The organism is Mucilaginibacter robiniae (assembly GCF_012849215.1).
Classification (GTDB): Bacteria; Bacteroidota; Bacteroidia; order Sphingobacteriales; family Sphingobacteriaceae; genus Mucilaginibacter; species Mucilaginibacter robiniae.
Window position 1 is genome coordinate 750,976 of record NZ_CP051682.1, and the last position, 26,067, is coordinate 777,042.

Annotated in this window: 24 protein-coding genes; 15 read left to right on the plus strand and 9 right to left on the minus strand. The window is 42.6% G+C overall.

Annotated elements, in window-relative coordinates:
- Positions 1-8 precede the first annotated feature (8 nt).
- The 5 genes from HH214_RS03430 to HH214_RS03450 all read left to right on the plus strand — a co-directional run bounded on the left by HH214_RS03430 (position 9) and on the right by HH214_RS03450 (position 6,784).
- Positions 9-569: a helix-turn-helix domain-containing protein gene (locus HH214_RS03430; RefSeq protein WP_169606014.1), complete on the plus strand. Its 561-nt coding sequence runs from the start codon at positions 9-11 to the stop codon at positions 567-569.
- An 82-nt stretch (positions 570-651) separates the two neighbouring features.
- Positions 652-1,386 carry a heavy-metal-associated domain-containing protein gene (locus HH214_RS03435; protein WP_169606015.1) on the plus strand — a complete coding sequence of 245 codons (735 nt, stop codon included), beginning with the start codon at positions 652-654 and terminating at the stop codon, positions 1,384-1,386.
- 534 nt (positions 1,387-1,920) lie between these two features.
- Complete coding sequence (locus HH214_RS03440) at positions 1,921-3,501, plus strand: IPT/TIG domain-containing protein (RefSeq protein WP_169606016.1); 1,581 nt, start codon at positions 1,921-1,923, stop codon at positions 3,499-3,501.
- 730 nt (positions 3,502-4,231) lie between these two features.
- Positions 4,232-5,029 carry a carboxypeptidase-like regulatory domain-containing protein gene (locus tag HH214_RS03445; RefSeq protein ID WP_169606017.1) on the plus strand — a complete coding sequence of 266 codons (798 nt, stop codon included), beginning with the start codon at positions 4,232-4,234 and terminating at the stop codon, positions 5,027-5,029.
- A gap of 132 nt (positions 5,030-5,161) precedes the next feature.
- Complete coding sequence (locus HH214_RS03450; protein WP_169606018.1) at positions 5,162-6,784, plus strand: NHL repeat-containing protein; 1,623 nt, start codon at positions 5,162-5,164, stop codon at positions 6,782-6,784.
- 338 nt (positions 6,785-7,122) lie between these two features.
- On the opposite strand, the gene HH214_RS03455 is transcribed toward HH214_RS03450, so the two are convergent.
- On the minus strand, positions 7,123-8,160 hold the full coding sequence (locus HH214_RS03455; RefSeq protein ID WP_169606019.1) for a hypothetical protein: 1,038 nt from the start codon (positions 8,158-8,160) through the stop codon (positions 7,123-7,125).
- 14 nt (positions 8,161-8,174) lie between these two features.
- On the minus strand, positions 8,175-9,890 hold the full coding sequence (locus HH214_RS03460; protein ID WP_169606020.1) for an ArnT family glycosyltransferase: 1,716 nt from the start codon (positions 9,888-9,890) through the stop codon (positions 8,175-8,177).
- Between the two features lie 270 nt (positions 9,891-10,160).
- Between HH214_RS03460 and HH214_RS03465 the strand changes: the two genes are divergently transcribed.
- From HH214_RS03465 to HH214_RS03490, 6 genes are all read left to right on the plus strand, one after another.
- Positions 10,161-10,739, plus strand: a complete 579-nt coding sequence (locus HH214_RS03465; RefSeq protein ID WP_169606021.1) for a LemA family protein — start codon at positions 10,161-10,163, stop codon at positions 10,737-10,739.
- Positions 10,740-10,859: 120 nt separating this feature from the next.
- Entirely contained in the window at positions 10,860-11,294 is a 435-nt protein-coding gene (locus HH214_RS03470) for a TPM domain-containing protein (protein ID WP_169606022.1), read from the plus strand.
- A 10-nt stretch (positions 11,295-11,304) separates the two neighbouring features.
- Positions 11,305-12,105, plus strand: a complete 801-nt coding sequence (locus HH214_RS03475) for a TPM domain-containing protein (protein ID WP_169606023.1) — start codon at positions 11,305-11,307, stop codon at positions 12,103-12,105.
- A 12-nt stretch (positions 12,106-12,117) separates the two neighbouring features.
- Positions 12,118-12,522 (plus strand): hypothetical protein, encoded by a 405-nt coding sequence (locus HH214_RS03480; protein ID WP_169606024.1) that lies wholly within the window; start codon positions 12,118-12,120, stop codon positions 12,520-12,522.
- Positions 12,515-13,066, plus strand: a complete 552-nt coding sequence (locus HH214_RS03485) for an NUDIX hydrolase (RefSeq protein WP_169606025.1) — start codon at positions 12,515-12,517, stop codon at positions 13,064-13,066. The genes HH214_RS03480 and HH214_RS03485 overlap by 8 nt, the downstream gene beginning before the upstream one ends.
- A gap of 168 nt (positions 13,067-13,234) precedes the next feature.
- Positions 13,235-14,470: a BamA/TamA family outer membrane protein gene (locus HH214_RS03490; RefSeq protein WP_169606026.1), complete on the plus strand. Its 1,236-nt coding sequence runs from the start codon at positions 13,235-13,237 to the stop codon at positions 14,468-14,470.
- 117 nt (positions 14,471-14,587) lie between these two features.
- On the opposite strand, the gene dnaA is transcribed toward HH214_RS03490, so the two are convergent.
- On the minus strand, positions 14,588-16,015 hold the full coding sequence (dnaA, locus tag HH214_RS03495) for a chromosomal replication initiator protein DnaA (RefSeq protein WP_169606027.1): 1,428 nt from the start codon (positions 16,013-16,015) through the stop codon (positions 14,588-14,590).
- A 484-nt stretch (positions 16,016-16,499) separates the two neighbouring features.
- Complete coding sequence (locus HH214_RS03500; RefSeq protein ID WP_248282195.1) at positions 16,500-17,042, minus strand: DUF7935 family protein; 543 nt, start codon at positions 17,040-17,042, stop codon at positions 16,500-16,502.
- A 95-nt stretch (positions 17,043-17,137) separates the two neighbouring features.
- Here HH214_RS03500 and HH214_RS03505 point away from each other — a divergent pair, with 95 nt between their 5' ends.
- Positions 17,138-17,491, plus strand: coding sequence for a HesB/IscA family protein (locus tag HH214_RS03505; protein WP_169606028.1), 354 nt, complete (start codon positions 17,138-17,140; stop codon positions 17,489-17,491).
- A 131-nt stretch (positions 17,492-17,622) separates the two neighbouring features.
- Positions 17,623-18,714 (plus strand): lipase family protein, encoded by a 1,092-nt coding sequence (locus HH214_RS03510; protein ID WP_169606029.1) that lies wholly within the window; start codon positions 17,623-17,625, stop codon positions 18,712-18,714.
- A 102-nt stretch (positions 18,715-18,816) separates the two neighbouring features.
- On the opposite strand, the gene rfbB is transcribed toward HH214_RS03510, so the two are convergent.
- From rfbB to HH214_RS03530, 4 genes are all read right to left on the minus strand, one after another.
- On the minus strand, positions 18,817-19,869 hold the full coding sequence (gene rfbB, locus HH214_RS03515; protein WP_169606030.1) for a dTDP-glucose 4,6-dehydratase: 1,053 nt from the start codon (positions 19,867-19,869) through the stop codon (positions 18,817-18,819).
- Positions 19,870-19,887: 18 nt separating this feature from the next.
- Positions 19,888-20,910: a UDP-glucose 4-epimerase GalE gene (gene galE, locus HH214_RS03520; RefSeq protein ID WP_169606031.1), complete on the minus strand. Its 1,023-nt coding sequence runs from the start codon at positions 20,908-20,910 to the stop codon at positions 19,888-19,890.
- 34 nt (positions 20,911-20,944) lie between these two features.
- Entirely contained in the window at positions 20,945-21,925 is a 981-nt protein-coding gene (locus tag HH214_RS03525) for a UDP-glucuronic acid decarboxylase family protein (RefSeq protein ID WP_169611029.1), read from the minus strand.
- A gap of 212 nt (positions 21,926-22,137) precedes the next feature.
- A complete protein-coding gene (locus tag HH214_RS03530) occupies positions 22,138-23,484 on the minus strand; it encodes a UDP-glucose dehydrogenase family protein (protein WP_169606032.1) in 1,347 nt (448 codons plus the stop codon).
- Between the two features lie 69 nt (positions 23,485-23,553).
- On the opposite strand from HH214_RS03530, the gene HH214_RS03535 reads away from it, so the two are divergent.
- On the plus strand, positions 23,554-24,777 hold the full coding sequence (locus HH214_RS03535) for a 3-deoxy-D-manno-octulosonic acid transferase (RefSeq protein WP_169606033.1): 1,224 nt from the start codon (positions 23,554-23,556) through the stop codon (positions 24,775-24,777).
- Between the two features lie 111 nt (positions 24,778-24,888).
- The gene (locus HH214_RS03540; protein ID WP_169606034.1) at positions 24,889-25,524 is read left to right on the plus strand and encodes an HAD family hydrolase; all 636 of its coding nucleotides are present in this window, start codon (positions 24,889-24,891) and stop codon (positions 25,522-25,524) included.
- A gap of 23 nt (positions 25,525-25,547) precedes the next feature.
- Here the strand turns inward: HH214_RS03540 and HH214_RS03545 are convergent, their stop codons facing one another.
- On the minus strand, positions 25,548-26,066 hold the full coding sequence (locus HH214_RS03545; protein ID WP_169606035.1) for a DinB family protein: 519 nt from the start codon (positions 26,064-26,066) through the stop codon (positions 25,548-25,550).
- Position 26,067: the final 1 nt, after the last annotated feature.

The window sequence follows — 26,067 nt, forward strand, 5'->3', positions numbered from 1 at the left end:
CAGGAGTTATGAAAATTTATATCAAGAATATGGTGTGCCATCGTTGCAAGTTGGCTGTAGAGGCTGAATTGCAGCAAAGTGGCTACCATCCTACCCAAGTTGAATTAGGTGAAGCTACAATTACGGAAGATTTATCGACCGAACAGTTAGCCACGTTGGATACCCGGCTGAAACGCATGGGTTTTGAATTGATTGATGACCGGAAGAGCCGTCTGGTAGAAAAAATCAAGAACCTGATTGTTCAATTAGTTCATCATCAGACGGAGCCCTTAACTATCAATTTATCCAGCTACCTGGCCGATCAGCTACACTATGAGTATAATTATTTAAGTAACTTGTTTTCGGATACGGAAGGTATAACCATCGAAAAGTACTACATCAGCCAGAAAATGGAAAAGGTGAAAGAACTACTGATTTATAATGAACTTACGCTGAGTGAGATTGCTTACCAGATGGGGTATAGCAGTGTGGCTTACCTCTCCAGCCAGTTTAAAAAAGAAACCGGCCTTACGCCCAGCCACTTTAAAGCCATTAAGGAGAACAAGCGCCGTAATATTGAAGAACTGTAAATTTTATAAACCAAACCCTGAATAGTATAAAGCTCGCCACCCAGTATGGCGTACCTTTGTGTTGTAATTAAGTATTAATACTATGACACATACCTATTCTGTAACCGGCATGACCTGTGCCGGCTGCCAATATAAAGTAGAACATTTGCTATCGCAGATACCCCATGTACAGCACGCTGCTGTTAATTTGGACAAGGGTGAAGTAGCCGTAGAAATGGCGCAGCATGTTCCAACCCCCACGCTGCAAAGCGCCTTGAAAGATTATCCGAAATATCAGCTTACCGATACGCCGCCAATAGCCAGTCCTATTAGTGGTGATGATGCTGCGCCTAAATCATGGTTTGAAACTTATAAGCCTATCGTGCTGATTTTTGCCTATGTGTTTACGGCATCTATCATTGCAGGCAGTACTACACTAGGTTTTGATGATGTATTGGCTATGCGGGTGTTTATGGCCGGCTTTTTCCTAGTGTTTTCGTTTTTCAAGATGTTGAACCTGGATGGCTTTGCCGATAGCTATGCGATGTATGATGTAATTGCCCGCCGCTTCAAAAGTTGGGGTTACATCTATGCGTTGCTGGAATTAGCCTTAGGCTTGGCTTATGCTACCGATTTTAGTCCGGTACTGACTAACACTGTTACTTTGGTAGTAATGACCGTAAGTATTATTGGCGTACTGCAAACCGTATTGAACAAAAAAGTTATACGTTGTGCCTGTTTAGGTGCGGTATTTAACCTACCCATGAGCACGGTAACTATTGTTGAGGATGGCCTAATGATAGTAATGAGTGCCGCCATGCTGGTGACTTTACTATAGAGTTGTATTTTACTGACAGGTTCTTGTCAGTGTTACAGGTGTTACATGTTTCAGTGTGTAACACCCTGTAACACTGACAAACCATTGGCAGTGGTGGCACTGTTTTGTCAGTGTTCGTTTTTTTGTAATGTGAACACCCGTGAACACCGGTAAAACAGTGTCACCAAAAGTGAAAAGGTTTATGCTTTATTTTAAGGCATAAACCTTTTTTTGCTATGTGTAATTCTTTAATCAACCTACTGCTCTTCGTAATTTCCAAACTACGAAGGTCTATGCCTGCAAACTCTAGTCTGCCGAACGCATTAGCGTTCTCCGGTAGTCAAATATGGCACATATGGCACGCGTGAGCCAGCACGAGGGAGGAAAGGATTATTTGGCCTTCTATATAGAAAATAATAAATATCCTTCCGATTTAATCCCCCAATTTGCGGGATTGACCCCTTGTCAATATCGTTGTAACTTTGTAAATGGTATGTATAATCATACACTCTAGTTAAAGAAAATCGGCTTTATTTAAAATAGATATCTACGATCATGCCCAACCTTGCATTGAATAAAAAAATCACATTAGCATTAATATATCTTACAATAGTGTTGATTCTAGGGTGTAAAAAAAACGACAGACAATCTGACGAGCAACCCAAAGCCATTCCTGTTATCTCAAACTTTGAATATAATAATGGAAAATATTTCCACAGTGGCAGCCTTATCGCCGATACTGTTGGGAAGCCCAACACGTTTATATTTGTCAATGGCCATAACTTCAGTCAAAACTTCAAGGATAGTAAGGTGCTTTTTAATGATGTAGTTGCGCAGGCACTTGCAGGAGACTCAACCTACATCATGATTGCAGTTCCAGATCAAGCGAATTGGGGCCCAAACACTATTACTATCGTGACTAATGATCAAAAAGTTGTTTATTCAAAAAAACTAGTAGTTGTACCGCCTGATCCAACAATAATCAGCCTAATGACGGAAGGCGGTATGCGTAATGCCAAAATCGGTATTCACGGCAGTGATTTCAGCCCTACACTTACTAAAACTACCGTTACGATTAATGGTATACCGGCAGCTCTGGATTCGGTAAGTCTAACAGATATATACCTTACCATACCGCCAAATGCTTCCACCGGTAAGCTGGTTGTAACAACGCACGGTAAGACGCTAACTTACAAAAATGATTTCACGATTATTCCACAAACATTTGCTGTGATCGGGAAAATACCATCTATGGAAAACCTGGTTGTAGATGCATCCGACAATATTTTTGGCACTCAATATAATAAGCTTACTAAAATAGCCCCAAATGGCACCTACAGCGCAATTGCGTCAATAGGTACTGATCCTGTATCTGTATACAATAGAAGTAATACTTGGTTTACCGGCTGTGTAATGGACGCAGGAGGCAATTTTTACCTCTCATCTCCTTTCGATGCTGAGGGAAGGTATATTATATCACAGTATAGCAATAAAATATATAAAGTAACACCTGAAGGCACGGTAAGCGTTTTTGCAGGTGATACAAAAGGATTTGCCGACGGACAAGGAATCAACGCACTATTCCAAAGACCTATGGGACTTGAAATAGACATAACCACCGGTACATTATATGTTAACGATGCCGGGACTGCCCTCAGGAAAATTACACCATCAGGTTTAGTGAGTACTCTTACCGGAGTGAAGATTGGTCCCGATCAATCCTATTATATAGCGGATGAAATGGCATCTAATCCTATAACCGGAGACGTTTATTACATAAATAGCAGAAGCGGCGTTATTACGAAAATAACACCGAGTGGAGTGATAACCTCATTTGATATGCCTGTTTTACCTGGCGCTTCCAGTAAGGCACTCAATCCAAATAGTTATATCATGTCCGTGATCACCGCGGCTGATGCGTCGGGCGCTATTTATATCTCGGTAGGCTACGGGGTTTATAGTACTATCTATAAAATTAAGGATGGCGTAATTTCAAACAGTTATTTAAATCCATCTCGTCAATATATCACTGGAATGACCATTGATAAAAATGGCTACATGATTTTAAGTACGCAAATAACGGGAGGTTCCGTTTATTATTTGGATTCCGATGCGGTATATAAAGTCAAACTCTAATGTATCATGATTCCGTTTGTTCAGTAGCAAGCAAAAAACAATGAAAAATTACAGTAGATAATCGATGTGAATCTTGTATGTTTTACGTCTACTTGGGCTACCAAGAAAAATCCGAATATCGATTATCGAACCTGTAATAAGTTTGCCGTAATCAACTGGTCATTACATAGCTTTAGTTACGATTGATTCAAAGAGTGCTTACCTATAAGATAGTTGTCTTTCAATAGGTAAAGAAAGTTGTAAAAGTGCCCTTACCTATTACTTTGAATTTTTAACGACTTTCGCTACTACCGCTTAGGAAGAACAACTCAGTATCTTTTATAATAGAACAAGGAGTTAAATAAAAGAATGTTTTCGTTAACCGGACCGATTGCCGGTATTGCAGGCACTAGCGTTGATGCTGGTTGTAACAAGGCAAGCCTGAGCGGCAGGGTCTATTTTGAAAAGGTATGCCCTTGTGCTGGCGCACTCGTGCCGTGTGTGCCTTATTAAACTACACCAAGCAAATTTACTAAAGCTATACACTGTTGAAACAGGTAGCTAAAGCATACGCGGCACGCATGCACCAGCACATAAGAGGAGTTCACTATAATTTACTTTCTACGTCCCTGGTAAAATCCCCCAATTTGGGGGATTGATAAGGTTAGCCTTATACGATAACTTTATAGTAAATTTCAACTTAAACCGTATTGCAGTATCAAACGTGAAACAAAACGCTAAAGCCTTATCCATGAAAGAAATAATTTTTTCACTGCTCATCATTGTTACATGTTTGTACAGTTGCTCTAAAAAAGAGAAATCAATTATTCCCACCAGTACAACAAGTACTACCGGTACATCAGGTGCCACTACCAATACCGGCAGCGTAAGCGGTATGATCTCTCCAATCAGAGCAGTAAAAACGATCACCGTTTTATTTTTGAAAACAGGCACAACATACTCATGCACTGCAGATACGGTTACCGGTGCATTTAGCTTGGCCAATCTTCCTGAAGGGAATTACAAGATAGATTTTTCAACCGACCCACATTATAATGGCCTAGCTTCCGTAAACACTGTTGTTACAGCTGGAAGAAATACGGATGTAGGTAAATTTACAACCAAGGAAGCCAATTTCTACTTATCTTACGAGATCAATGGAACCTTTGAAGGTTGGCTTTTCAAAGGTTATTATTCATCCACCCTTTTCAATATCGGTCCGTTGTCTATCGGTACTTATCCTGAAGATATGCGTACAGCTTATTATCCTTCCATCACCTTGGATGGTTTAACCGGGCCCGGTACTTACACCTGCAAAGGAGCATCAAAATCAAAAATCACGTATTCAGGCTACAGGTTAGGAAATGGGTTCCGCATAAGCTATCAAAGTACAGAGTATGCCGGAGGAGAAGGCACTGTGGTTATTACCTCTATAGACCCTAATAACCGAACCATTAAAGGGACGTTTACGGCTACGCTTACATCAGCCTCCGGTAATGCAGCCGATAGTAAAACAATTAAGAATGGCCTAATCAATGCTACATATTGATATGCTGCCAGATACTGCTAAATCAAACAGCTAGCAATTCGCGTATCTAGAGCAACCTTAAATTGAAAAAATCAGCTAACCCTTTAACTTTGTACTGCTTAGCGTTACGTTTATACCACATTCCTTATTCACATGTTTACATTAACCATATCAAAAAAAGCAGCCGGCCTGCTACTATCAGTATTTCTGTTATTGCTGTTTAGCTGTAAAAAAGATAGTAATAAACTGGAAGAAAAAAACGCACCAACAGAAACAGCTAATCCTGTAATAGGAGGCATTTGGCAGTATACAGCTTTTAATAGTTCAGGCAAGCCATTTTACACGTTGGCTATATCTGGGATTAATTTTAAAAAGGATTTCAAAAACTATAAGGTTCTTTTTAATGATCTGACTGCTAATGCCATTGCAGGCGACTCTCTCCAATTTGTGGTCAATATACCGGATGCTGCTGTAACAACGGAGTCAACACTTACTATCGTAATGGATGGGAAAAGCACTATTTACGGCAAACCGTTTAAAGTAGAGCAAATTGAGCCAACTATTGCAAACCTTAATACCGAAGCGGGCATGCGCGGTAGTAAATTGGTTATCACGGGCACTTACTTCAGCCCGGTGCCAAGTGAAAACATGGTTATGCTTAATGGCGTTAAAATAGCTATAGATTCATTAAAATCCTCTAACTATGAAGGAAGTACATCTGGTGGTGTAGTGAACGGAAATATTTATCAAGGCGTAAACCGAAATCTGTATACTGGCCGGGTAATCAATGTGACTATACCACCCAATGCCAGCACAGGTAAATTAGTAGTAACTTCTTATGGTAAATCTGTTACTTACTCTAATGATGTTAACGTGCTTTCCTCAACTTTTACCTCCTTCCCCAGCACAATCCTGAAAAGCATTTCGTTTGATGGCGCAGGCAATATGTATGGTACGGTAAAAAATACAGTGGTTAAGGTTACCCCCGGCGGCGGCATCAATACCTTAGCAACCATAGGCGATAAAGATTTTATTTTAGGCGACTGCGTGGCCGATGCGGCCGGCAATGTATATGTTGCCTCGGGAGATGATTATACATTGTTACCAAGCGGACCCCATAATTTACCTTTATATCGCATTACCGAAAACAGCTCAAAGGTATACAAAATAACGCCCGGCGGTGCAGTCAGCGTTTTTGCCGGAAGTACGAACGGACTAGCAGACGGACAAGGCACGGATGCTAAATTCAGGTCGCCTACGCATATCGTCCGTAATGCCAAAACTGGCGATTTGTATGTGAGTGATGCCTTAGTGATACGTAAAATAACGGCCAACGGTACAGTAAGCACATTGGCCGGCAGTAACAACCCTGCAGGATCGAGTTATACCAACGGATTGAAAGATGGACAGGGAACGGCAGCAAGCTTTCTTTACATATACAGCATGTTATGTGATGCCAGCACCGGCGACCTTTACGTAATAGATGATTCCTATCTCGGTAATTTGAGGAAAGTTACAGCGGGTGGGTACGTTAGCACTATAAAGATCACCGTACCCTATTATAACGTTATTTCGTTCAACACGGTTGGTATGGCTATTGATGCTTCGAATAACATTCTTATTTCTACGTACGACAAGATTTATAAGATTAAAGATGGCATGGTGTCTGACATGCACCTCAATCCATTTGGTGAAGCCATCTACGGAATGGCATTAGATGGTTCAAATAACATATACCTGAACACGGCTAAAACGCTCTATAAGATTCTACCTTAGCAGGGTTGTTGGAATTCAAAAGGTTACTTATTACTCTTTCATCCCTGTGCTGGTGCACGGGGAGTAGTAAGCAGGAAAGTGCGGCAGCGAGAATGATAATATGTTTAAAAAAACCTGGTTGTCTTAATTCAACTCACAAAAAATTATCACCTAATCAGCATGAGCTTGCCTCTTGGTAAGAGGCAAAGGATATTCGAGTGCAATACAACAAATTGTTTTAGTGAGATAATATCACTATAAAAAATTATTCGCCCCCCTATGCTAGCAAGTTAGTTATTTTATGATGCTAATGAGAAGTTATGAACCCTACTCCATGCAGAAGGAAGTAGCTCTTTAATTTAATCTTTAAACCGAGCTATCGTTTTACGCCCTAAATCATAAACAATGCGGAATGCCTGCTGGCTGTCGCCTAATTGTCCTGGCGATTGGTGCAAGCTCAGGATAAACTGGCCTTTCAGGTGCTTGAAAATAAACGGAGAGTAAATAATATCCAGCCGGTTATATAGTTTCTTCTCGTAAAAAGCATCACCATAGGTGACATGGTGACCCTGACCAGCATAGAACTCATCAAATAAACCCAAACGATGATAGCTGGCATAAGCACTGGCTACAAAGCCTAAGGGTTTACTGAATCCGCCACTAGTATTGTGCCGAACACGTTCTAATGATATCATACCACCAGCTTCTACCGAAAGGGAATCAAAAAAAGTTTTGTGACTGAAATCCATACCCAAGCGGATTTGACCAGCGCCATTATCCCGAATGTGATCACCCGGAATAGATACTGACGGGCCTGCATCATGCAACATCATGAAATAGTGTTGCAAATAAAAGGGGCCGTAAGGGTCGGGCAGGTATTTGCCGGATAAACCAAAGATGAACTGTTCACGGTCAGTAACGGTTTGGCGGCTCACCCAATCCAGAAAAAGGGTTTCATAACCGTATTCAGTTTGGTAGCGGGTCAGCAAACCTTCCAGATTAGGGCGGTAGTACCGTAAAGTATCATTCAGTAAAGCGCGGGGAAAGTTATCAATTAGTCCAGCGCGTGGAAACATACCGGCGTTAAACAACCATTTATGGCTTTCAAAGCTGTAATAAGCTACAGGGTCCACTTTCAAAAAGTATGGATGTGCACCATACTCATGTATGCCGTTTATCCCTACCCGGAAATGGTTAAGGCTATCCAGGTTCAAGCCAAAATCAAGCGCCACCCGGGTACCTGAGTACGTGCGCGAACGCTCGGTAAATGCTTTATACTCGCGGTTATCTAAAAAACTAAAACCGTTGAAATGCACATCCAAGCTATCTATTATCTGGGCCTGTGCAGCAACGGCGCTTATGCAAAAAAATATGATCAGGTAAAGTTTTTTAAACATACAGTGAAATTAAATTATTGAACGGTAAAGTTAACAATACGGCTGTTACGCCCACCCGGAAACGGCGTAGTACGTAAAGAAAATATCAAATCATACTTGCCCGGTTTAGGCGGCGCATTTACATGCAATGTATAAGTAGCCGTTTGATGTGCAGGTATTTTAAGCTGATTAAAGGCACTATCGGCCAGTTGCGCATACGTTTGCTCTTCCCCTTGAAAAAAGCACGCGGCTAAATATGCCGGATGAGTTTGCCCCACATTACTAAAATCAACAGCAAACGGGTATGGATTGGTTAACATCAAATTAAATGTTAAGGGCTGACGAGGCCGGGCAGATAACTTGTAATTCGTAATCCGAATATCTATGCGCTGATAAGTACGTACATCATTTATCCAAGTACCATAGTAAATGCCTTTAGCAGTATGCAGGGTATCCGTAGTAATACCAGCCAGCGGTACAGTGCTCAGGTAATAAGCGCGTTGGTGTTGCAGGCTATCTTCAATAGGCCAAAGGTCATACTGGGTACGGCGATAACTGCGTGCATCGTAAGAAAAACCTTTTAAGCTGCGGGTATAGTAATTGTATTTTGATGGCTCCTGAAAACCATTGGCCATAATTACATAAGCATTCCCCACTTTTTCATGTACTTGCCGTGCCCATTCCGGATAACCAAAATAGCTGCGAACCGGACGTAGATTTTTAATGTAGGGCAATCCCATTGCCAACAACAGTCTGAAAGCAACAATAACAACCAGGTTTACCATAGCCAACCGGTAGAACCATTTTGGTGGTTGATTGCGCTGAATACGAATCAACACCAACAATGCCAGTGGTACAAATCCAATCAATGTCCAGTGCGGTTGCACATTCCCCTTTAAGGTATTAATTAAGAAGAACAGGAAAGTTCCCCAGCTATTAACCAGCAGGCAGCGCGTAAAATTATCGGTATTTCGGGTACCCCAGGCATAGTAAAACAGAAACCAGCCAATTAAGGGTCCTGCCATCAGCAACTGCCCTGGCAAATACAGATAGGTATGTGCAAAATCATACGTTTCGGATGAGCGCTCAAACAAGTGGTAATTGATAGAAGGATAGCCATGTTGTATCTGCCACAAAATATGGGGCACATATAGCAAGGCTGCCAGTACCGGAATTAGCCAGAATGATGGTCGTTTCAGCAACTTCAGATTAGCTGCCAGGGTAAAAAATATGAGCAGTACGGCATGGTACTTACTGTATAGCAAGCAAGCTATTACCAAGGCTAGCAGCAGCGCAATACCCCAGCTATCCCGATCCAGGTAACGCTGATATACATAGTAGAATAATATGGTAAAGAAAAGCAGCGGGGCATCGGGCGTGGTAGTAAAACCATAAATGTGGAAGATCAAAATACCCGGTACAATCAGCACAAACCACCGTGCATCAGCTTTATACCTTTTGGCAATCAGCCAAAGCACATACATGGATAACGTGCTGGTTAACACCGTCATCAGCCTTACCCCAAGTTCCTGATGAATCAGGCTATAACCAATACGGATAAAAATGGCTACCATCGGCGGATGATCATAGTAGCCCCAATCCAGCAAGCGGGAGTATATCCAATAATAAGCGGTATCAGAATGCAGGCCCAGCGTGGTTGCCTGTAAAATGTTCAGCAACGTCCAAACCAGTAAAAACCAGCCAATCAGGCGGTCGGCATTCCGGCTAGGATTGTTCAGGGTAGCGGCCATTCAGGGTGGATAACGATGTGCCAAAGGTAAATATTTTGTACACAGTAAAAAGCTGAGGAGGATAACTAAACTCACTATGTGGTGCAACTCAGGCGCAATTTCAGAAGCGATTTAGCTACTTTTCTTACCTACGCTAATCACGCACGCATATTAATAGCCTGAAAGCAAACATATTTTATATTTTGGCATTCCATACAATAAGTTGTAACAACGGTACAACATTTGTAATCCAAGTACTAAAATTCAACTTTAAACAAAAACCTGTAAAAGATGAAAAAACTATTCTCAGCCGTTCTGTTAATTATGGTAGCCATGTCATTCAGTTCGTGCAGCTACAATGGCATCGTGCAAATGGACGAAGACACCAAAGCCAAATGGGGAACTGTACAAAGCCAGTATCAGCGCCGGGCCGATTTGATACCGAACCTGGTAGCTACTGTAAAAGGCGTAGCAAACTTTGAAAAAGGCACCTTAACTGCTGTTACTGAAGCACGTGCTAAAGCAACTTCCGTACAGATTGACCCTAGTAAATTAACACCTGAAAACGTACAAAAATACCAACAAGCACAAGGTGAATTAAGTACAGCTTTAGGTAGATTGCTAAGTGTAACTGAGGCCTACCCTACCCTGCGTGCTAATGATAACTTTACTGCGCTGCAAGGCCAGCTGGAAGGTACCGAAAATCGCATTAGTGTAGCACGTATGGATTTTAACAACTCTGTACAAGCTTACAACAGCAAAATACGGTCGTTCCCGGCTAACCTAACAGCTAAAATGTTTGGTTTTCAGCCTAAAGGTTATTTCCAAGCTGAAGCCAATGCGCAAAGCGCCCCTAAAGTACAGTTCTAAGTTAACTAGTATATAAAGGATGGTAAGATTAAGAGGCTGATTAGCTATTATTTTAGCATTGCTCTCTAATCTTACCTTCCTTCAATTGTTCAATCTCTCAGTCCTTCAATCTTACTCAATATGCCAATATTTAATGAAGACGAGCAGCAGCGCATACGCCGCGCTATAGAGCAGGCCGAAAAGAATACATCGGGCGAGATTAGGGTTTGTGTAGAAAAGAAGTGTCCGAACAATCCGCTTGATCGGGCTGCGGTTTGCTTTAAAAAGCTGGACATGCATACAACTCACGACCGTAACGGCGTACTCATTTATATAGCCACTACCGATAAGCAGTTTGCTATTATTGGCGATGTAGGCATTAACCAGGCTGTACCAGACGACTTTTGGGATTTAACTAAGGAAGATATGCTAAGCCTTTTTAAACAAGGCGATTTGGTAGGTGGTATTGTAGCCGGCGTTTTAGAAGCCGGACAGCAACTAAAAACTTACTTTCCTTACCGGGAGAAAGATAAAAACGAATTATCAGACGATATTGCCTTTATGGATGGCGAATAAAACTTACAAGATGCTGAAAAGATTATGGCTGTTTGTTACCTTACTTACTTTAGGTTACACAGCCCTCGCGCAAGATTTTCCGGAAAAGCCCAATACGCTGGTTAATGACTATACCAACACGCTATCGGCTGATGAAAAGCAAAGGCTGGAAGATAAGCTGGTGGCTTATAATGATTCTACTTCAACACAGTTAGCGGTAGTCATCATAAAATCAATTGGCGACTATGATATTGATGAGTATGGCACCATGTTGGGCCGTAAATGGGGCATCGGGCAAAAAGGTAAAAACAACGGCGTACTGCTGCTGGTAGCATTAAACGACCATAAAGTAACCATACAAACGGGGTACGGTGCAGAAGGCGCTTTGACCGATGCGGCTACACAAACCATTATACAGCAAGATATTAAGCCTAACTTTAAGCAAAACAACTATTTTGCCGGGCTAGATGCAGCTACTACTGATATTTTCAAGTACCTGAAAGGTGAATTCAAAGCTGATCCAAACCAACAAAAGCAAACTGATGATGGCGGCGGTGGTAGTGCTGTGGTCATTATCATCATTATTGTTGTAGTACTTATCCTGGTTTTCCGGAACCGGGGTGGCGGTGGTGGTGGCCAGGTTATTGGCAGTCGTGGTAGTTCTAGTCCGTTTTGGTGGTTTTTAGCTGGCAACATGCTGGGTGGCGGCGGTAGCCGAGGCAGTGGCTGGGGCGGCGGTGGCGGCTTTGGCGGTGGTAGTAGCGGAGGCGGCGGTTTCGGTGGCTTTGGCGGCGGCAGCTTTGGCGGTGGTGGCAGCAGTGGTAGCTGGTAAACTTTATTATTTATGTATAGAAAAGATCTAATTGCAGATGAAGCCCAAAAGTTTGCGCAGTTAATTGCCAAACTTCTGGGTTTAAAGAATACCAACCCGGATGAAGCAAAACAACTTTATCAACAAAGCTTATCTGCTGAATTTGGCTTGGATGAAAATACACTATTGCAGTTAAGCAATGCTGATTTTGGTGCGCTGCTGGAACAAAGAAATTATAACGCACAAAAGCTGGATGGCTTAGCCCAAATGTTGTATTTAGAGGCTGAACCCTTCACTGCTGATCAGGCCACACTAACTACTTTACAGAAAGTATTAATCATTTTTGACCGGTTGGAACAGCACTATCACGTTCAATCATTCGAAAACATCAGTCGCCGAAACCAGATCAATCAATATTTAAAGCAACAGCATGCCTGATTTAAAATGGGAAGTTCTCTCATCCGAATATATTCATCGTGGCCCCTGGGCTACTTTGCGGGTTGACCAATGCCGTATGCCCGATGGGCGCTTTGTACCGGGTTATTATGTACTGGAATATCCGAATTGGGTTAACGCAGTAGCTGTAACCGTCGATCAGAAAATTATTATGGTACGGCAATACCGACATGCGGCAAGCATTGTATCGTTAGAAATACCCGGTGGTGTACTCGAAGCCGGAGAAACACCTGAAATGGGTATGCGCCGTGAACTGTTGGAAGAAACCGGTTATCAGTTTGACAATCTTGAACTTCTAAGTACCATATACGCCAATCCATCTACTGCCGATAACCTCACTTACTGCTTTTTAGCTACAGGCGGCATTAAGGTGCAAGAACAGGAGTTGGATGCGCAGGAAGAAATTATTGTGGAAGAATATACTATTGATGAAGTAAAGCAACTATTAGCTGATAACAAAATAGCTCAAGCTTTGCACTGCACCACTTTGTTCTATGCACTCATGAAGCTGAACGCACTTGCTTAACAGCAATTCGTTTAAAAAACTAAGTCAGCCTAAATACTTTCTTTTCAACTGCCTGTTTTTGCTTACAACTTAGTTTATGCTAACTTGTTGTAGCTTGTAATAAAGTAGCTATCTAAATTATACCAGATAGTAGTACTCAAAACTTATACCTTTTGTCCGCAAGTTTAAATGATTAAACTATCCATCTTAAAAGCTGCTGTTATTCCTGTTCTTATCAGTGGATTGCTATGCATAAACCATCATTCAACTGCGCAAACTTTAAAAAAAGATACCGTTTTACAGCCGGTTACTGATTCATCAAAACAAGTAGATGCTATTGATGTACTAGGTAGGATATTACACAAGAAGGAAGCCACAGGAAATAACCAAGCTGCCAAACGGCTAAATTTTTCGGTTGTACCATCAGCCGGCTACTCACTCTCTACCGGCTTAGCAGCAGATGCCGTAGCTAATGCTGCATTTTATACAGGTAAAAGACATTTGGAAAACTTATCCTCTATTAATGCAGAGCTCGTTTTTGATACTCGGCAACAACGCATTTTTGTTAACCGTTGGGAAATTTGGTCGCCCGGTAATCAGTATAAGTTTACTTCAGATATACGGTGGGAAAAGTTCCCGACAGACAACTATGGTTTAGGTACCCGAACGCCATCCGCTAACGAATACGATTTGGTTTACAATTACGTACGGGCTTATGGTACTTTTTTCAAAAAACTGGTTACAGATTATTATTTAGGCATAGGCTACAATCTGGACTATCATTACAATATTACACAAGACCCAACCGAAACCAGCACCCGCGATGATTTTAAAGCTTATGGGCAAACTACTACCTCTACCTCATCAGGCTTGGTATTGAATTTTTTGTTTGATAACCGCAAAAATTCCATTAACTCACTCAATGGTGCTTATGCCAGTGTAATTTATCGACAAAACTCAACACTGTTAAATAGCAACACTAACTGGCGTTCATTACTGATTGATATACGTAAATATTTCAGGCCCTCGCCTACTTCCAACAACGTATTGGCATTTTGGAGCATGGTCTGGCTCAGCTCGGCCCAAACCCCTTACCTGGATTTACCCGCCACCGGGCAAGACACCTATAATAACAGTGGCCGGGGTTATGAACAAGGTCGATTTCGTGGCCGCGATATGTTGTACATTGAGGGTGAATACCGGTTTGGTATAACACCCAATGGCTTATTTGGTGGTGTGGTATTTGCCAACGGGCAAACGTTTACCAACTATCCTGATAATAAATTTTCAGGCTTTGCACCTGCCACCGGCGCAGGTTTGCGTGTAAAAATTAACAAGCACTCTAATACCAACGTAGCTATTGATTATGGCGTAGGTATTAAAGGCTCACGTGGCTTGTTCGTGAATTTGGGCGAAGTATTTTAAATATAGCAGTCAAATCCACTAAGCTTCCACTAAAAACAAATCTTACTGAAAATAAAAAGGCCCTGCACAAGTGGCAGGGCCTGGGTTTATAATTGGTTAGTAAAAGGGAGCATATTATTAAGCCATTTTCAGCTTTTTCTGAATATCGGCTACATAACCTTTAAACTTCTTATCGGTATCAATTAAATCTTCTACCGTTTGGCAAGCATAAATAACTGTAGAGTGATCCCGACCACCGAAAAAGTTACCAATAGATTTCAGTGAACTTTTGGTGTGCGCTTTAGCCAGATACATAGATATTTGGCGAGCCTGTACAATTTCTCGCTTACGGGTTTGTGATTTTACCATTTCTACCGGTACTTCAAAATACTCGCAAACTAAGCTCTGGATGTACTCGATTGATATTTCTTTGGAAGAATGCTTCACAAAGTTTTTCAGCATTGATTTAGCCAGGTTCAAATCAATCTCCTTGCGCATCAGGGTTGATTGTGCCAGTAACGATACCATAGCACCCTCCAGTTCACGCACGTTGTTATCAATGTTGTGGGCTACGTATTCAATTACATCGTCCGGCAACTCAATACCATCCTGATAAGTTTTGTTTTTCAAGATTGCCATACGGGTTTCCAGATCAGGCATTTGCAAATCGGCAGAGAGGCCCCACTTGAAACGTGATAACAAACGTTCTTCTAAACCAGCTAAATCTTTAGGCGCTTTATCTGAAGTAATAATCAGCTGCTTGCCCGATTGATGCAAATGGTTGAAAATGTGGAAAAAGAAATCCTGTGTTTTTTCTTTGCCGGCAAAGTTGTGCACATCATCCATAATCAGTACATCAATGGCTTGGTAAAAGTTCACAAAGTCATTAATGTTATTATGTTTCAGAGCATCTACAAACTGCTGGGTAAATTTCTCACACGATACATATAGAACCAGCTTATCAGGCAGTGTACGTTTAATTTCATTACCGATAGCTTGTGCCAGGTGAGTTTTACCTAAACCTACATGACCGTAAATCATGAGCGGGTTAAAAGAAGTACCACCTGGTTTAGCAGCTACTGCATAGCCTGCCGAGCGGGCTAAACGATTACAATCCCCCTCTACAAAGTTTTCAAAAGTATAGTGTTGATTTAATTGTGGGTCAACATGCAACTTTTTCAAGCCAGGTATAACAAAAGGGTTCTTGATATCTTTATTTATAGAAATAGGTATCGGCATGGATTGATTCTTGGCTTCAGCACCGTTTCCATTTGAGGGCATATTGGTGGTAAAAGGCTTGCTGGATGACGATTGCTCCACTACGATATTATACTCCAGCCGACCTTCATCGCCCAGCTGTTTTTTAATAGTTTTACGCAGTAAGCCTACGTAATGTTCTTCCAGCCATTCGTAAAAAAATAAACTTGGTACTTGTATGGTTAGCACGCTTCCTTCCAACCTCAAAGCTTTAATAGGGTCGAACCACGTTTTAAAACTTTGAGCCGGTATGTTATCTTTTATGATCTGCAAGCAGCTGTTCCAAACGTTAGTACAAGTTTTTTCCATATTGTTCAAGATAAAATACTGATTTCCAAACCCTCGCTCCACATTGATTGGCGCCGCTACGGAACATCGAAGTTTCGAAAAAAAAGTCAATTAAAAAATAAAATAAAAAATTTGCACAGGTGCATTTTTTACTCTATATCAAGTACGCGATTACGCTTTCATACCATACATACCTCCATACAATCTAAACAGACTGCTGAATAATTTTATGGTTTAAGACTACCTAAATAAAAGGTACATTTTCAAGGCTGCGCAGTAAAGCAACCTTTGCTTAACACTGAATTTACATCAATACTTACGCCACAAAATACCCTTCACTCCTTTTCAAAATATAAGTTACTGAGGATGCGGTATATATTATTTTTAGAGCCCGATTATTCAAAAACCGGGCATCTACTGTAAAAAGGACACTATAGTTTTTACGCTACATTACTGATAAACAGCTTACTACAAAGTCCGCTAACAAGAGAGTGCAACTTTCAGATTAGTTAAATAATTCATCTAAATCTTTATGAATTAAACCTGTAGCCAAGTCGTAAGGGTTATCTTCCAGCTGACTTAAGTTGGTTAACACCGCCCGACTAAAATCCAGGCCAGTAGCGCCGGCCGGCAAGCCTTGCAGCGTGTTGTTCAGTAAATTTAATGTGTCATCTTTCAGCCTGCGGGTAACAACCCAAGCTCGGCTGCTTACGTAAATTTGCTGGGTTAAGTTATGCTGAAATTCTTCGCGCACCTCATTGGCAGCTACCTGATACAGCTCTGTTGCACTGAGGGTAGTACCACCCAATCTAATCAATAAACTAGCCGGATTGCAACGTTCAATAAACAGCACCAGGCGCTCATAAGCCTGTAGCCGCAAAGGCAGTGTTTGGCTATCGGCAGCTTTTTTAAGTTCCAGTATGCGCAGCCGCTCTGTTTTATCCAGATAAGGTTTAACCAGGTAAAAAGCTACCCATACGGTACCTATACCGGCCATGGTGAGTTTAATAATATCAAGCAGTAAGCTGTAAATGGCTATGTTGTTCATAAGATAATGTTAGCTATTCGTCATTAAATGGGATGCGGGTAACAAAAATCTGCATTTTAACTTATATTTGTTTAAAGCAAATAAAATTTAATACCATGAGTATAGCTGTTGCCACTGAACTTGCACCGGTTACTTTTACCGAAGGTGCCGTTAAGGAATTAAAAAAGTTAAAAGATCAACAAGAACTGAGTGATGATTTTGGCCTGCGTGTAGGCGTTGAAGGTGGCGGTTGCGCTGGCATGAATTACGTATTAGGTTTTGATCAGAAAAAAGACGGTGACCAAGAATACTTCATTGAAGGCGTTAAAGTTTATATGCATAAAGCTCATGGCTTATACCTGGTGGGTATGCAGATTGATTTTCAAGATGGCCTGAATGCACGTGGTTTTACCTTTAACAACCCTAATGCATCCAGCACCTGCGGATGTGGCACTTCGTTTTCCGTGTAATTAGTTTTTTAATCCTGTATATAATGGCAGCCGCATAGTTTTACTATGCGGCTGCTGTTTTTTACGGCTATAGTTAAATGTAATTAAACAAAACACAATATCGGCAGGTTGCTATCGACATAGTTATTTACATGAAGCATTTAATTTTATTTGTAAGTGGTTTACTGTTGTGTTTAAATACACAGGCACAATTAAAGCCCGGCTTTGATATTCAAGAGTATTTGGAGATGCTGCGCATATCGCGCCAGCAGGTGGATACGGCGATGAAGAACGACCATGTGCCCAAGCCACAAACTTATCACATGATTTATCGTTCGGCAGTTGGGCCATTGAACAACCGTTGGGATTTATGGATTAATAACCACCAAACAGCGGTAATCAGTATACGAGGAACTACAGCCGAAAACGTGAGCTGGCTGGAAAACTTTTATGCGGCCATGGTGCCAGCCACCGGGCATCTCCATATTGATGACACCACTACCTTTAACTACCATTTGGCCGATAACCCGAGAGCAGCTGTACATATAGGCTGGTTGTTAGGACTAGCCAACTTATCAAAAACCATTGTACCACAAATTACCAAATTGTACCGGGAGCAAAACATTCATGATTTTATTATCATGGGGCATAGCCAGGGTGCGGCTATCAGCTTTTTACTCCGCTCCTATTTAGCTGATTTACAGCAACGAAAGCAATTACCTGCCGATATCCGTTTTAAGGTTTACAGCAGTGCCCCTCCTAAACCAGGTAATACCTATTATGCGTATGCCTATAATTACCTAACTCGTGGTGGCTGGGGCATAGCCATTACCAATGCTGCCGATTGGGTGCCCGAAACTCCTTTTTCTATTCAAACTGTTCATGATTTTAATACGTTGAATCCGTTCAGTAACATTAATGAAGGCACCAAAAACCAATCGTTACTGATTAGGCTATATATCAAACATGTGTATAACCGTTTAGCAAAGCCGCCGGTAAGAGCGGTAAAAAACAATCAAAAATATTTGGGGCATCTGGTATATAAGTTCATTAAAAAAACATTGCCGCAATTTACTGAACCAGCTTACGCTCCTACCAACTTATATGTATCGTGCGGTACACCTATTATTCTGATGCCCAATGCTGATTACCGGCAAAAGTTTCCGGATGATACTAAAAATGTTTTTACGCATCATTTATTCTGGCCTTATTACTATCTGGCCGAAAAGGAGTACGCGCATTAAAAATGTTGCAAATAAAAAAAGCAGGTACTTGATCAAGGTACCTGCTTTACTGTTTCTATAGTTTAAAAATCAGAGGCTAAATTGAATTTAGCATGGTATACGTTATCTCTGCGTATATTGTTCTTCATAATATTGCTGATAATGGCCTGAAGTTACATCATTTAACCATTGTTCATTATCCAGATACCACTCTACTGTTTTTTCCAGGCCTTGTTCAAACGTAATGCTTGGGGTCCAGCCCAGTTCGGTTTTCAGCTTGGTAGCATCAATGGCATAGCGCAAATCATGACCCGCGCGATCGGTTACATAGGTAATCAGCTTTTCAGAAGTACCTGGTTCCCGGCCTAGCTTTCTGTCCATAATCTGGCAAAGCAATTTAATCAGGTCAATATTCTTCCACTCGTTATGACCACCAATGTTATACGTTTCGCCAGATTTAGCCTGATGGAAAATTACATCAATAGCTCGTGCATGGTCTTCCACCCACAACCAGTCGCGTATGTTTTCACCCTTACCATAAATCGGGATGGATTTATTCTGCTTGATGTTATGAATAGACAGCGGAATTAACTTTTCAGGAAAATGAAAAGAACCGTAATTGTTAGAACAATTAGAAATTACCGTATTCATTCCATAAGTATCCTGGTAAGCTCTTACCATGTGGTCGGAACTAGCTTTAGAAGCCGAATAAGGTGAGTGCGGATCATAAGGCGTTTCTTCTGTAAACATACCGTTTTCACCTAAGGTACCATACACCTCATCGGTTGATACATGGTAAAAACGGGTATCCTCATACCGGTCTTTCCAATAATAGCGTGCAGCGTTTAACAAGTTTACGGTACCCACTACGTTAGTCATCACAAACTCCAGCGGATTGGTAATAGATCGATCCACATGCGACTCGGCAGCCAGGTGAATAACCGCATCAGGCTGTTCTGTTTCAAAAAGAGAATTTATAAATTCAGCATCCACAATATCGCCTTTTACAAAACGATAGTTGGATTCATTCTCTATATCTTTCAAATTGGCCAGATTACCTGCATAGGTTAATTTATCCAGGTTGATGATTTGATACTCAGGATGTGATTTTACAAACCTACGTACTACATGCGAACCAATAAAACCAGCACCGCCGGTGATGATAATTTTTTTCATGCCCAAATATAAATTAAATTACAAAGCCTTTTGTGCAATAGCTTTTTCCCATGCCCAGGCTGATGACATCATAGTGTCGACGTCTAATTCGGCTTTCCAGTTCAACTTTTCGGTTGATTTTGTTACATCGCCCCAAACCTGTTCCACATCGCCGCCCCGGCGCGGGCCTACAGTATAATTCAGTTTTACGCCGGTTGCCCGTTCAAAAGCTTGTATAATTTCCAGTACTGAGGTGCCTTTACCTGTACCTATGTTAAACACATCATACCCGGTAAAGCTATCCTGCTCCATTAACTTCAGCGCGGCCACATGTGCTTTTGCTAAATCTACCACATGAATATAATCGCGGATGCAGCTACCATCAGGAGTGTTATAATCATCACCGAAAACGGTAACCTTTTCACGTTTACCAATGGCTGTTTGTGTAATAAACGGTACCAAGTTTTGAGGAACACCCAATGGCAACTCACCGATCAGCGCTGATTCATGAGCACCTACCGGGTTAAAATAACGTAATGATATTACTTTATAGTTGCTGCCTGATGCAATCATGTCTTTCAATATCTCTTCGGCCACTTGTTTAGTGTTGCCGTAAGGTGATTGCGCTGGCTTTACAGGTGCATCTTCAGTAACGGGTAACTGGTCTGGCTGGCCATAAACAGTACAGCTGGATGAAAACACAAAATTTAATGATTTACCGTAATAAGCATTCAGCAAGTTAACCAGTGAATAAAAATTGTTCCGGTAATATTTCAATGGAAACTGCACTGATTCGCCCACTGCCTTAAAAGCAGCAAAGTGAATAATACCTTCTACTTGAGGCTCGGTGATTGTTAATTGCCTTACAGCTGCCTCATCGGCCAAATCAACTTGGTGAAAAACCGGTTTAAAGCCGATTATCGTGGCTAACTGGTCAAGTATGCTAATATGTGAATTGGATAAATCATCTACAATAACAGGCTCATACCCTGCCTTTACTAATTCTACTACCGTGTGAGAACCTATAAAACCCAGGCCCCCAGTTACTAATATCTTTTTCATAAATGGAAATTTGCTATGCAAGGTAGTAAAAGAATTACTTAATGAACTGTGTAAATTCTTTATGTTGAATTTCGTGTTCAGGCAGCGAGCGGAAGTACTCGTAGGTAATCTTGAGCCCTTCTTGCCGGCTTACCTTGGGCTGCCAGCCCAGCAGCGCCTTGGCTTTGGTGATGTCCGGCCTTCTTTGCTTAGGGTCATCGGTGGGCAGCGGCTTACTGATGAGCTGCTGATCGGTGCCGGTGAGCCTGATGATCTCCTCGCCAAACTCCCGGATGGTAATCTCATCGGGGTTGCCCACGTTCATAGGCTGCACGTAATCGCTCAGCAGCAGCCGGTAAATGCCCTCCACCAGATCATCCACGTAGCAAAACGAGCGCGTCTGACTACCGTCTCCAAACATGGTAAGCGGCTCACCGCGCAGCGCCTGACCAATGAAAGCTGGCAGCACCCGTCCGTCATTCAGCCGCATTCTAGGGCCATACGTGTTAAAGATGCGCACGATGCGCGTTTCGAGCCCGTGAAAGGTGTGGTAAGCCATAGTGATGGCTTCCTGAAAGCGCTTAGCCTCATCATACACGCCTCTGGGGCCTACCGGGTTCACGTTGCCCCAGTACTCCTCAGGCTGCGGGTTTACCGAAGGGTCGCCATACACCTCCGAGGTGGAAGCCACCAGGATGCGCGCGCCTTTGGCCCGGGCCAGTCCCAACAGGTTATGCGTGCCTAAGGAACCTACCTTGAGTGTTTGGATCGGGATCTTTAAGTAGTCGATGGGAGATGCCGGTGAGGCAAAATGCAGAATGTAGTCCAGCTCGCCCGGTACGTGCACGAACTTGGATACGTCATGGTTATAAAACTCGAACTGCTCGAGCTTAAACAAATGCTCGATGTTGCGCAGATCGCCGGTAATGAGGTTATCCATACCCACCACCCGGCAGCCTTCCTTAATAAAGCGGTCCGAGAGGTGCGAGCCCAGAAAACCGGCTGCACCCGTGATGAGTACTCTTTTACCTTGCAGGTTAGTCATAATGGTAATGCTATTGAATAGTTGAATGCGTTATGAAATCGGATCAGTGCGCTAAAGCTATCTACTAAAAGGGTAAACCCAGCAAGCCTAAAGAACTTTTCTCCGCTGGCTTACCCTTTCTTTTTTTATGAGGGTCTTTCGTTTAAGAGTATACGGTAGAAGGGTTACTGGTTACTGGTTACTTTCTATTTTTTACTCAATACTTAAGCCTTACTACTTTCTACAACTTGTTCCCGGCCCACCACCTTGCGGCCGATGGAGTTGTAGTAAAAGCCGCAGTCAATCATCTTTTGAATGTCGTACAAATTACGCCCATCAAAGATGACCTTGGCTTTCAGCAGCGAGCCTACGCGCTCAAAGTCCGGCGTACGGAACAGCTGCCACTCGGTAACAATCAGCAGTGCATCGGCGCCTTCCAGCGCTGCATACGGGTTCTCGGCAAAGGTAATCTTCTCGCCCAGCAGCGCTTTGACATTGTTCATGCCTTCCGGGTCAAAGGCCGACACCGTAGCGCCTGCCGAAAGCAGCGCATCAATAATCTCCAGTGCCGGGGCTTCACGGATGTCATCCGTTTCCGGCTTAAAGGCCAGTCCCCACAAGGCAAAGTGCTTGCCGCTCAGATCGCCCTGGTAGTAGTTGCTTACTTTTTCTACCAGCATGCGCTTTTGGGTTTGGTTGACGTCCATCACCGCATCCAGGATCTTGAAGTCGTAGTGGTTTTCCTCGGCTGATTTGGCCAGCGCCTGTACGTCTTTCGGAAAGCAGCTGCCGCCATAACCAATGCCGGCAAACAAGAACCTTCTGCCGATGCGCTCATCTGCGCCGATGCCCTTGCGCACCATGTCCACGTCGGCGCCTACGCGCTCGCACAGGTTGGCAATCTCGTTCATAAAGGAGATCTTGGTAGCTAAAAAGGAGTTGGCCGCATACTTGGTCAGTTCCGAAGAGCGCTCATCCATAAAGATGATGGGGTTACCCTGGCGTACATAAGGGCCGTACAGCTCGGCCATCAGCTTGCGGGCCCGCTCATCGGAGGTACCCACCACTACGCGGTCCGGCTTCATGAAGTCTTCTACGGCTACGCCCTCGCGCAAAAACTCGGGGTTAGACACTACGGCATAGCTCACCCCTTCACGAATGTGCTGCTGCATGATAGCAGTCACCTTATCGGCTGTGCCTACCGGAACGGTAGACTTGGTCACAATCACTTTATAGCTGGTCAAAAGCCCGGCAATATCAGCTGCGGCACCCAGTACGTAACTCAGGTCTGCGGCGCCATTGCCGCCCGGCGGGGTAGGCAGGGCTAAAAAGATGATCTTGGCCTCTTCGATGCCCTCCGAGAGCGAGGTGGTAAAACGTAGGCGGCCCTGGGCAATGTTGCGGTGAAAGAGCTGCTCCAGCCCCGGCTCATAGATGGGCAGCTGCCCTTGTTGCATCATCTCTACTTTCTTCTGGTTGATGTCTACACACACCACCTCGTTGCCCGTCTCCGCTAAACACGTGCCGGTAACCAGACCCACATACCCCGTCCCCACGACTGCTATTCTCATATCTTCTTTCCTTTTACTTGTTGAATTGTATACTTTTATGCCCGACTAAAATACTAATTCTTGAATTTGATGCTGGTATTATACAACATTGGTGTACAACTTTATTACTTCATCGCGAAAATTGCATCAATTTGGAATACCAAAGCTAAACGCTGGCTAAACGGAAGACAAGAGCAAAAAGTTACAGATTTTCAGCAGAGTATATGGTTCCATTTTGCCTCTTTAGGCGAGTTTGAACAGGGGCGGCCAGTACTGGAAGCTACCCGTAAGCAATATAGCAGTTATAAAATTGTGGTAACCTTCTTTTCTCCATCGGGATATGAAATTCGCAAGAATACGCCACTGGCTGATGCTGTTTACTACCTGCCACTGGATACCGCAAGTAATGCCCGCCAGTTTATTCATGCGATAAAGCCGGCTGCTGCTGTTTTTACCAAATATGAGTACTGGTACCATTTCTTTAATGAACTACACCGGCAGCAAATTCCCTTATATGTTATATCAGCTATATTCAGGCCGCAACAAGTATTTTTCAAGTGGTATGGCAGCTTACACCGGCAAATTTTAACTAAGGTAACCCACTTCTTTACGCAAAACCAAGCTTCTGAACAGTTATTGGCTGCTTTAAATTTACACAACGTAACAGTAAGTGGCGATACCCGTTTCGACCGTGTGTGGGCTAATGCACTACACCCACGTACTCTGCCCGAAATAGAAGCTTTTAAAAATGACAAACCTGTATTTATAGCAGGCAGCACCTGGCCACAAGATGAAGAATTGATTGCCGGCCTGGTTAAACAGCATACCAACTGGCAGTTCATTATTGCTCCACATGAAATTCACGCAGCCCAGATTAATAAGCTAATCTCCTTACTACCTGCCGGAACAGTCATCAAGTTTTCAGAGATAGCTAATTACCCAACGTCTATATCCGAGAAACAAGTATTGATTATTGATAATATTGGTATGCTATCGGCCTTGTATCAGTATGGTAGTATAGCTTATATAGGGGGTGGGTTTGGTGCGGGTATTCACAACACGCTGGAAGCAGCAGCTTTTGGCCTCCCTGTTATTTTCGGCTCTAATTACGCCAAGTTTAAAGAAGCTCACGATTTGATTGAACAAAAAGCCGGATTCAGCATCCGAAACAATGATGAGTTGCAGGATGTAGTTGACCGATTAATTCAGCACCCTGAGATTTTACAGGAAGCAGGTCAGGCAGCCCATTATTATACGGAGAACCATATTGGTGCGACTGACACTATTATGCGCCAGATTAGGCTTAAAACTTAAATTCATCCCGATAAAACTTATCAAACAAGCACAGTAACCAACTTTAAACTTATACAGATAACCGAAACTATAAGCCTGCACTAATGTTTATCTCTATCTTAAATAGAGAATATGATTCGTGCTTTAATATTGGATTTGGACAATACCATTTTTGATACCTCATCTATCAGCCCTGTTATTTTTAAAGACCTATTTGCTTTAATGGATAAGTATAAGAATGAAGTAGGTGCTGAAAAGATGGAAGAAGCAAAAACACTGATGAGCAAGAAAGCTTTTCAGATTCTTGCTGACCAATATGGCTTTAACGAGGAGCTTAGAGAACAAGGTATGGAACTGCTTCGGAAAACCACCTATGGTTATCCTATAGTGCCGTTTACGGATTACTCGTTCATCAAGCAGGTGCATTTGGATAAGTACCTGGTGACGATGGGGTTTGAAAAAATGCAGCAAAGTAAAATACGGATGCTGGATTTGCATACCGATTTTATAGAAACTATTGTTAACGACCCTGACCAAACTGACGAAACCAAGAAAGATGTTTTTCAGGACATTATACAGCGCAACCACTACAAAGCCGAAGAAGTACTGGTAATTGGTGATGATCCGGATTCGGAAATTAAAGCAGGTAAAGATTTAGGAATGCCTACGTTACTGTACGATCCGCATCATGAGTATGGCGAAGACGTAGCTGATTACCGAATTGAGAACTACAAAGACCTACAAAAAGTCATTGAAAGTATTCAATAAAAACCACAGGTAAACTATCCCTACTAAGCTTCCCTGTTCAGCAAAACTTTTACAGTAACCAGTAGCTGACCGGTATGACGCATAGTATGTTCGGCGGCGTGTACGTACAAACCAATCAGCGTTGAGGGTACCCGTGCACGCCCTACCCAACGCACATCAGGCAATTGTGCTTCGTCAGTACTGCGTAGCTGATTTAAAGCTTTATCTACCTGTAGATTAAAATTTGCCACTAAGCTTTCCGTGCTGTAAATACCGGCAGGTGGCTGGCCTTCGGCGGAGAGATAGGCCAGCTGATTATCCGTTAGGCTTTCATTACGTGCATAAGTAAACAACCGATCTAACACACCAGCCATGTGCTGCATATGAAACCCCGGTGATGCCATTCCTGCCAGCTTTTGCCACAACAAGCTGGCAGGAAAACCGGCCATCAATTCATTTACTTCTTCACGAGCCTGCAATAGTGCATGGGCCACAGGTTGTAGCAGAGCTGGCATATCGGGCAAAGGTCCGCGTTGCCATACCTCAGGTTGTTTTTGCATCATG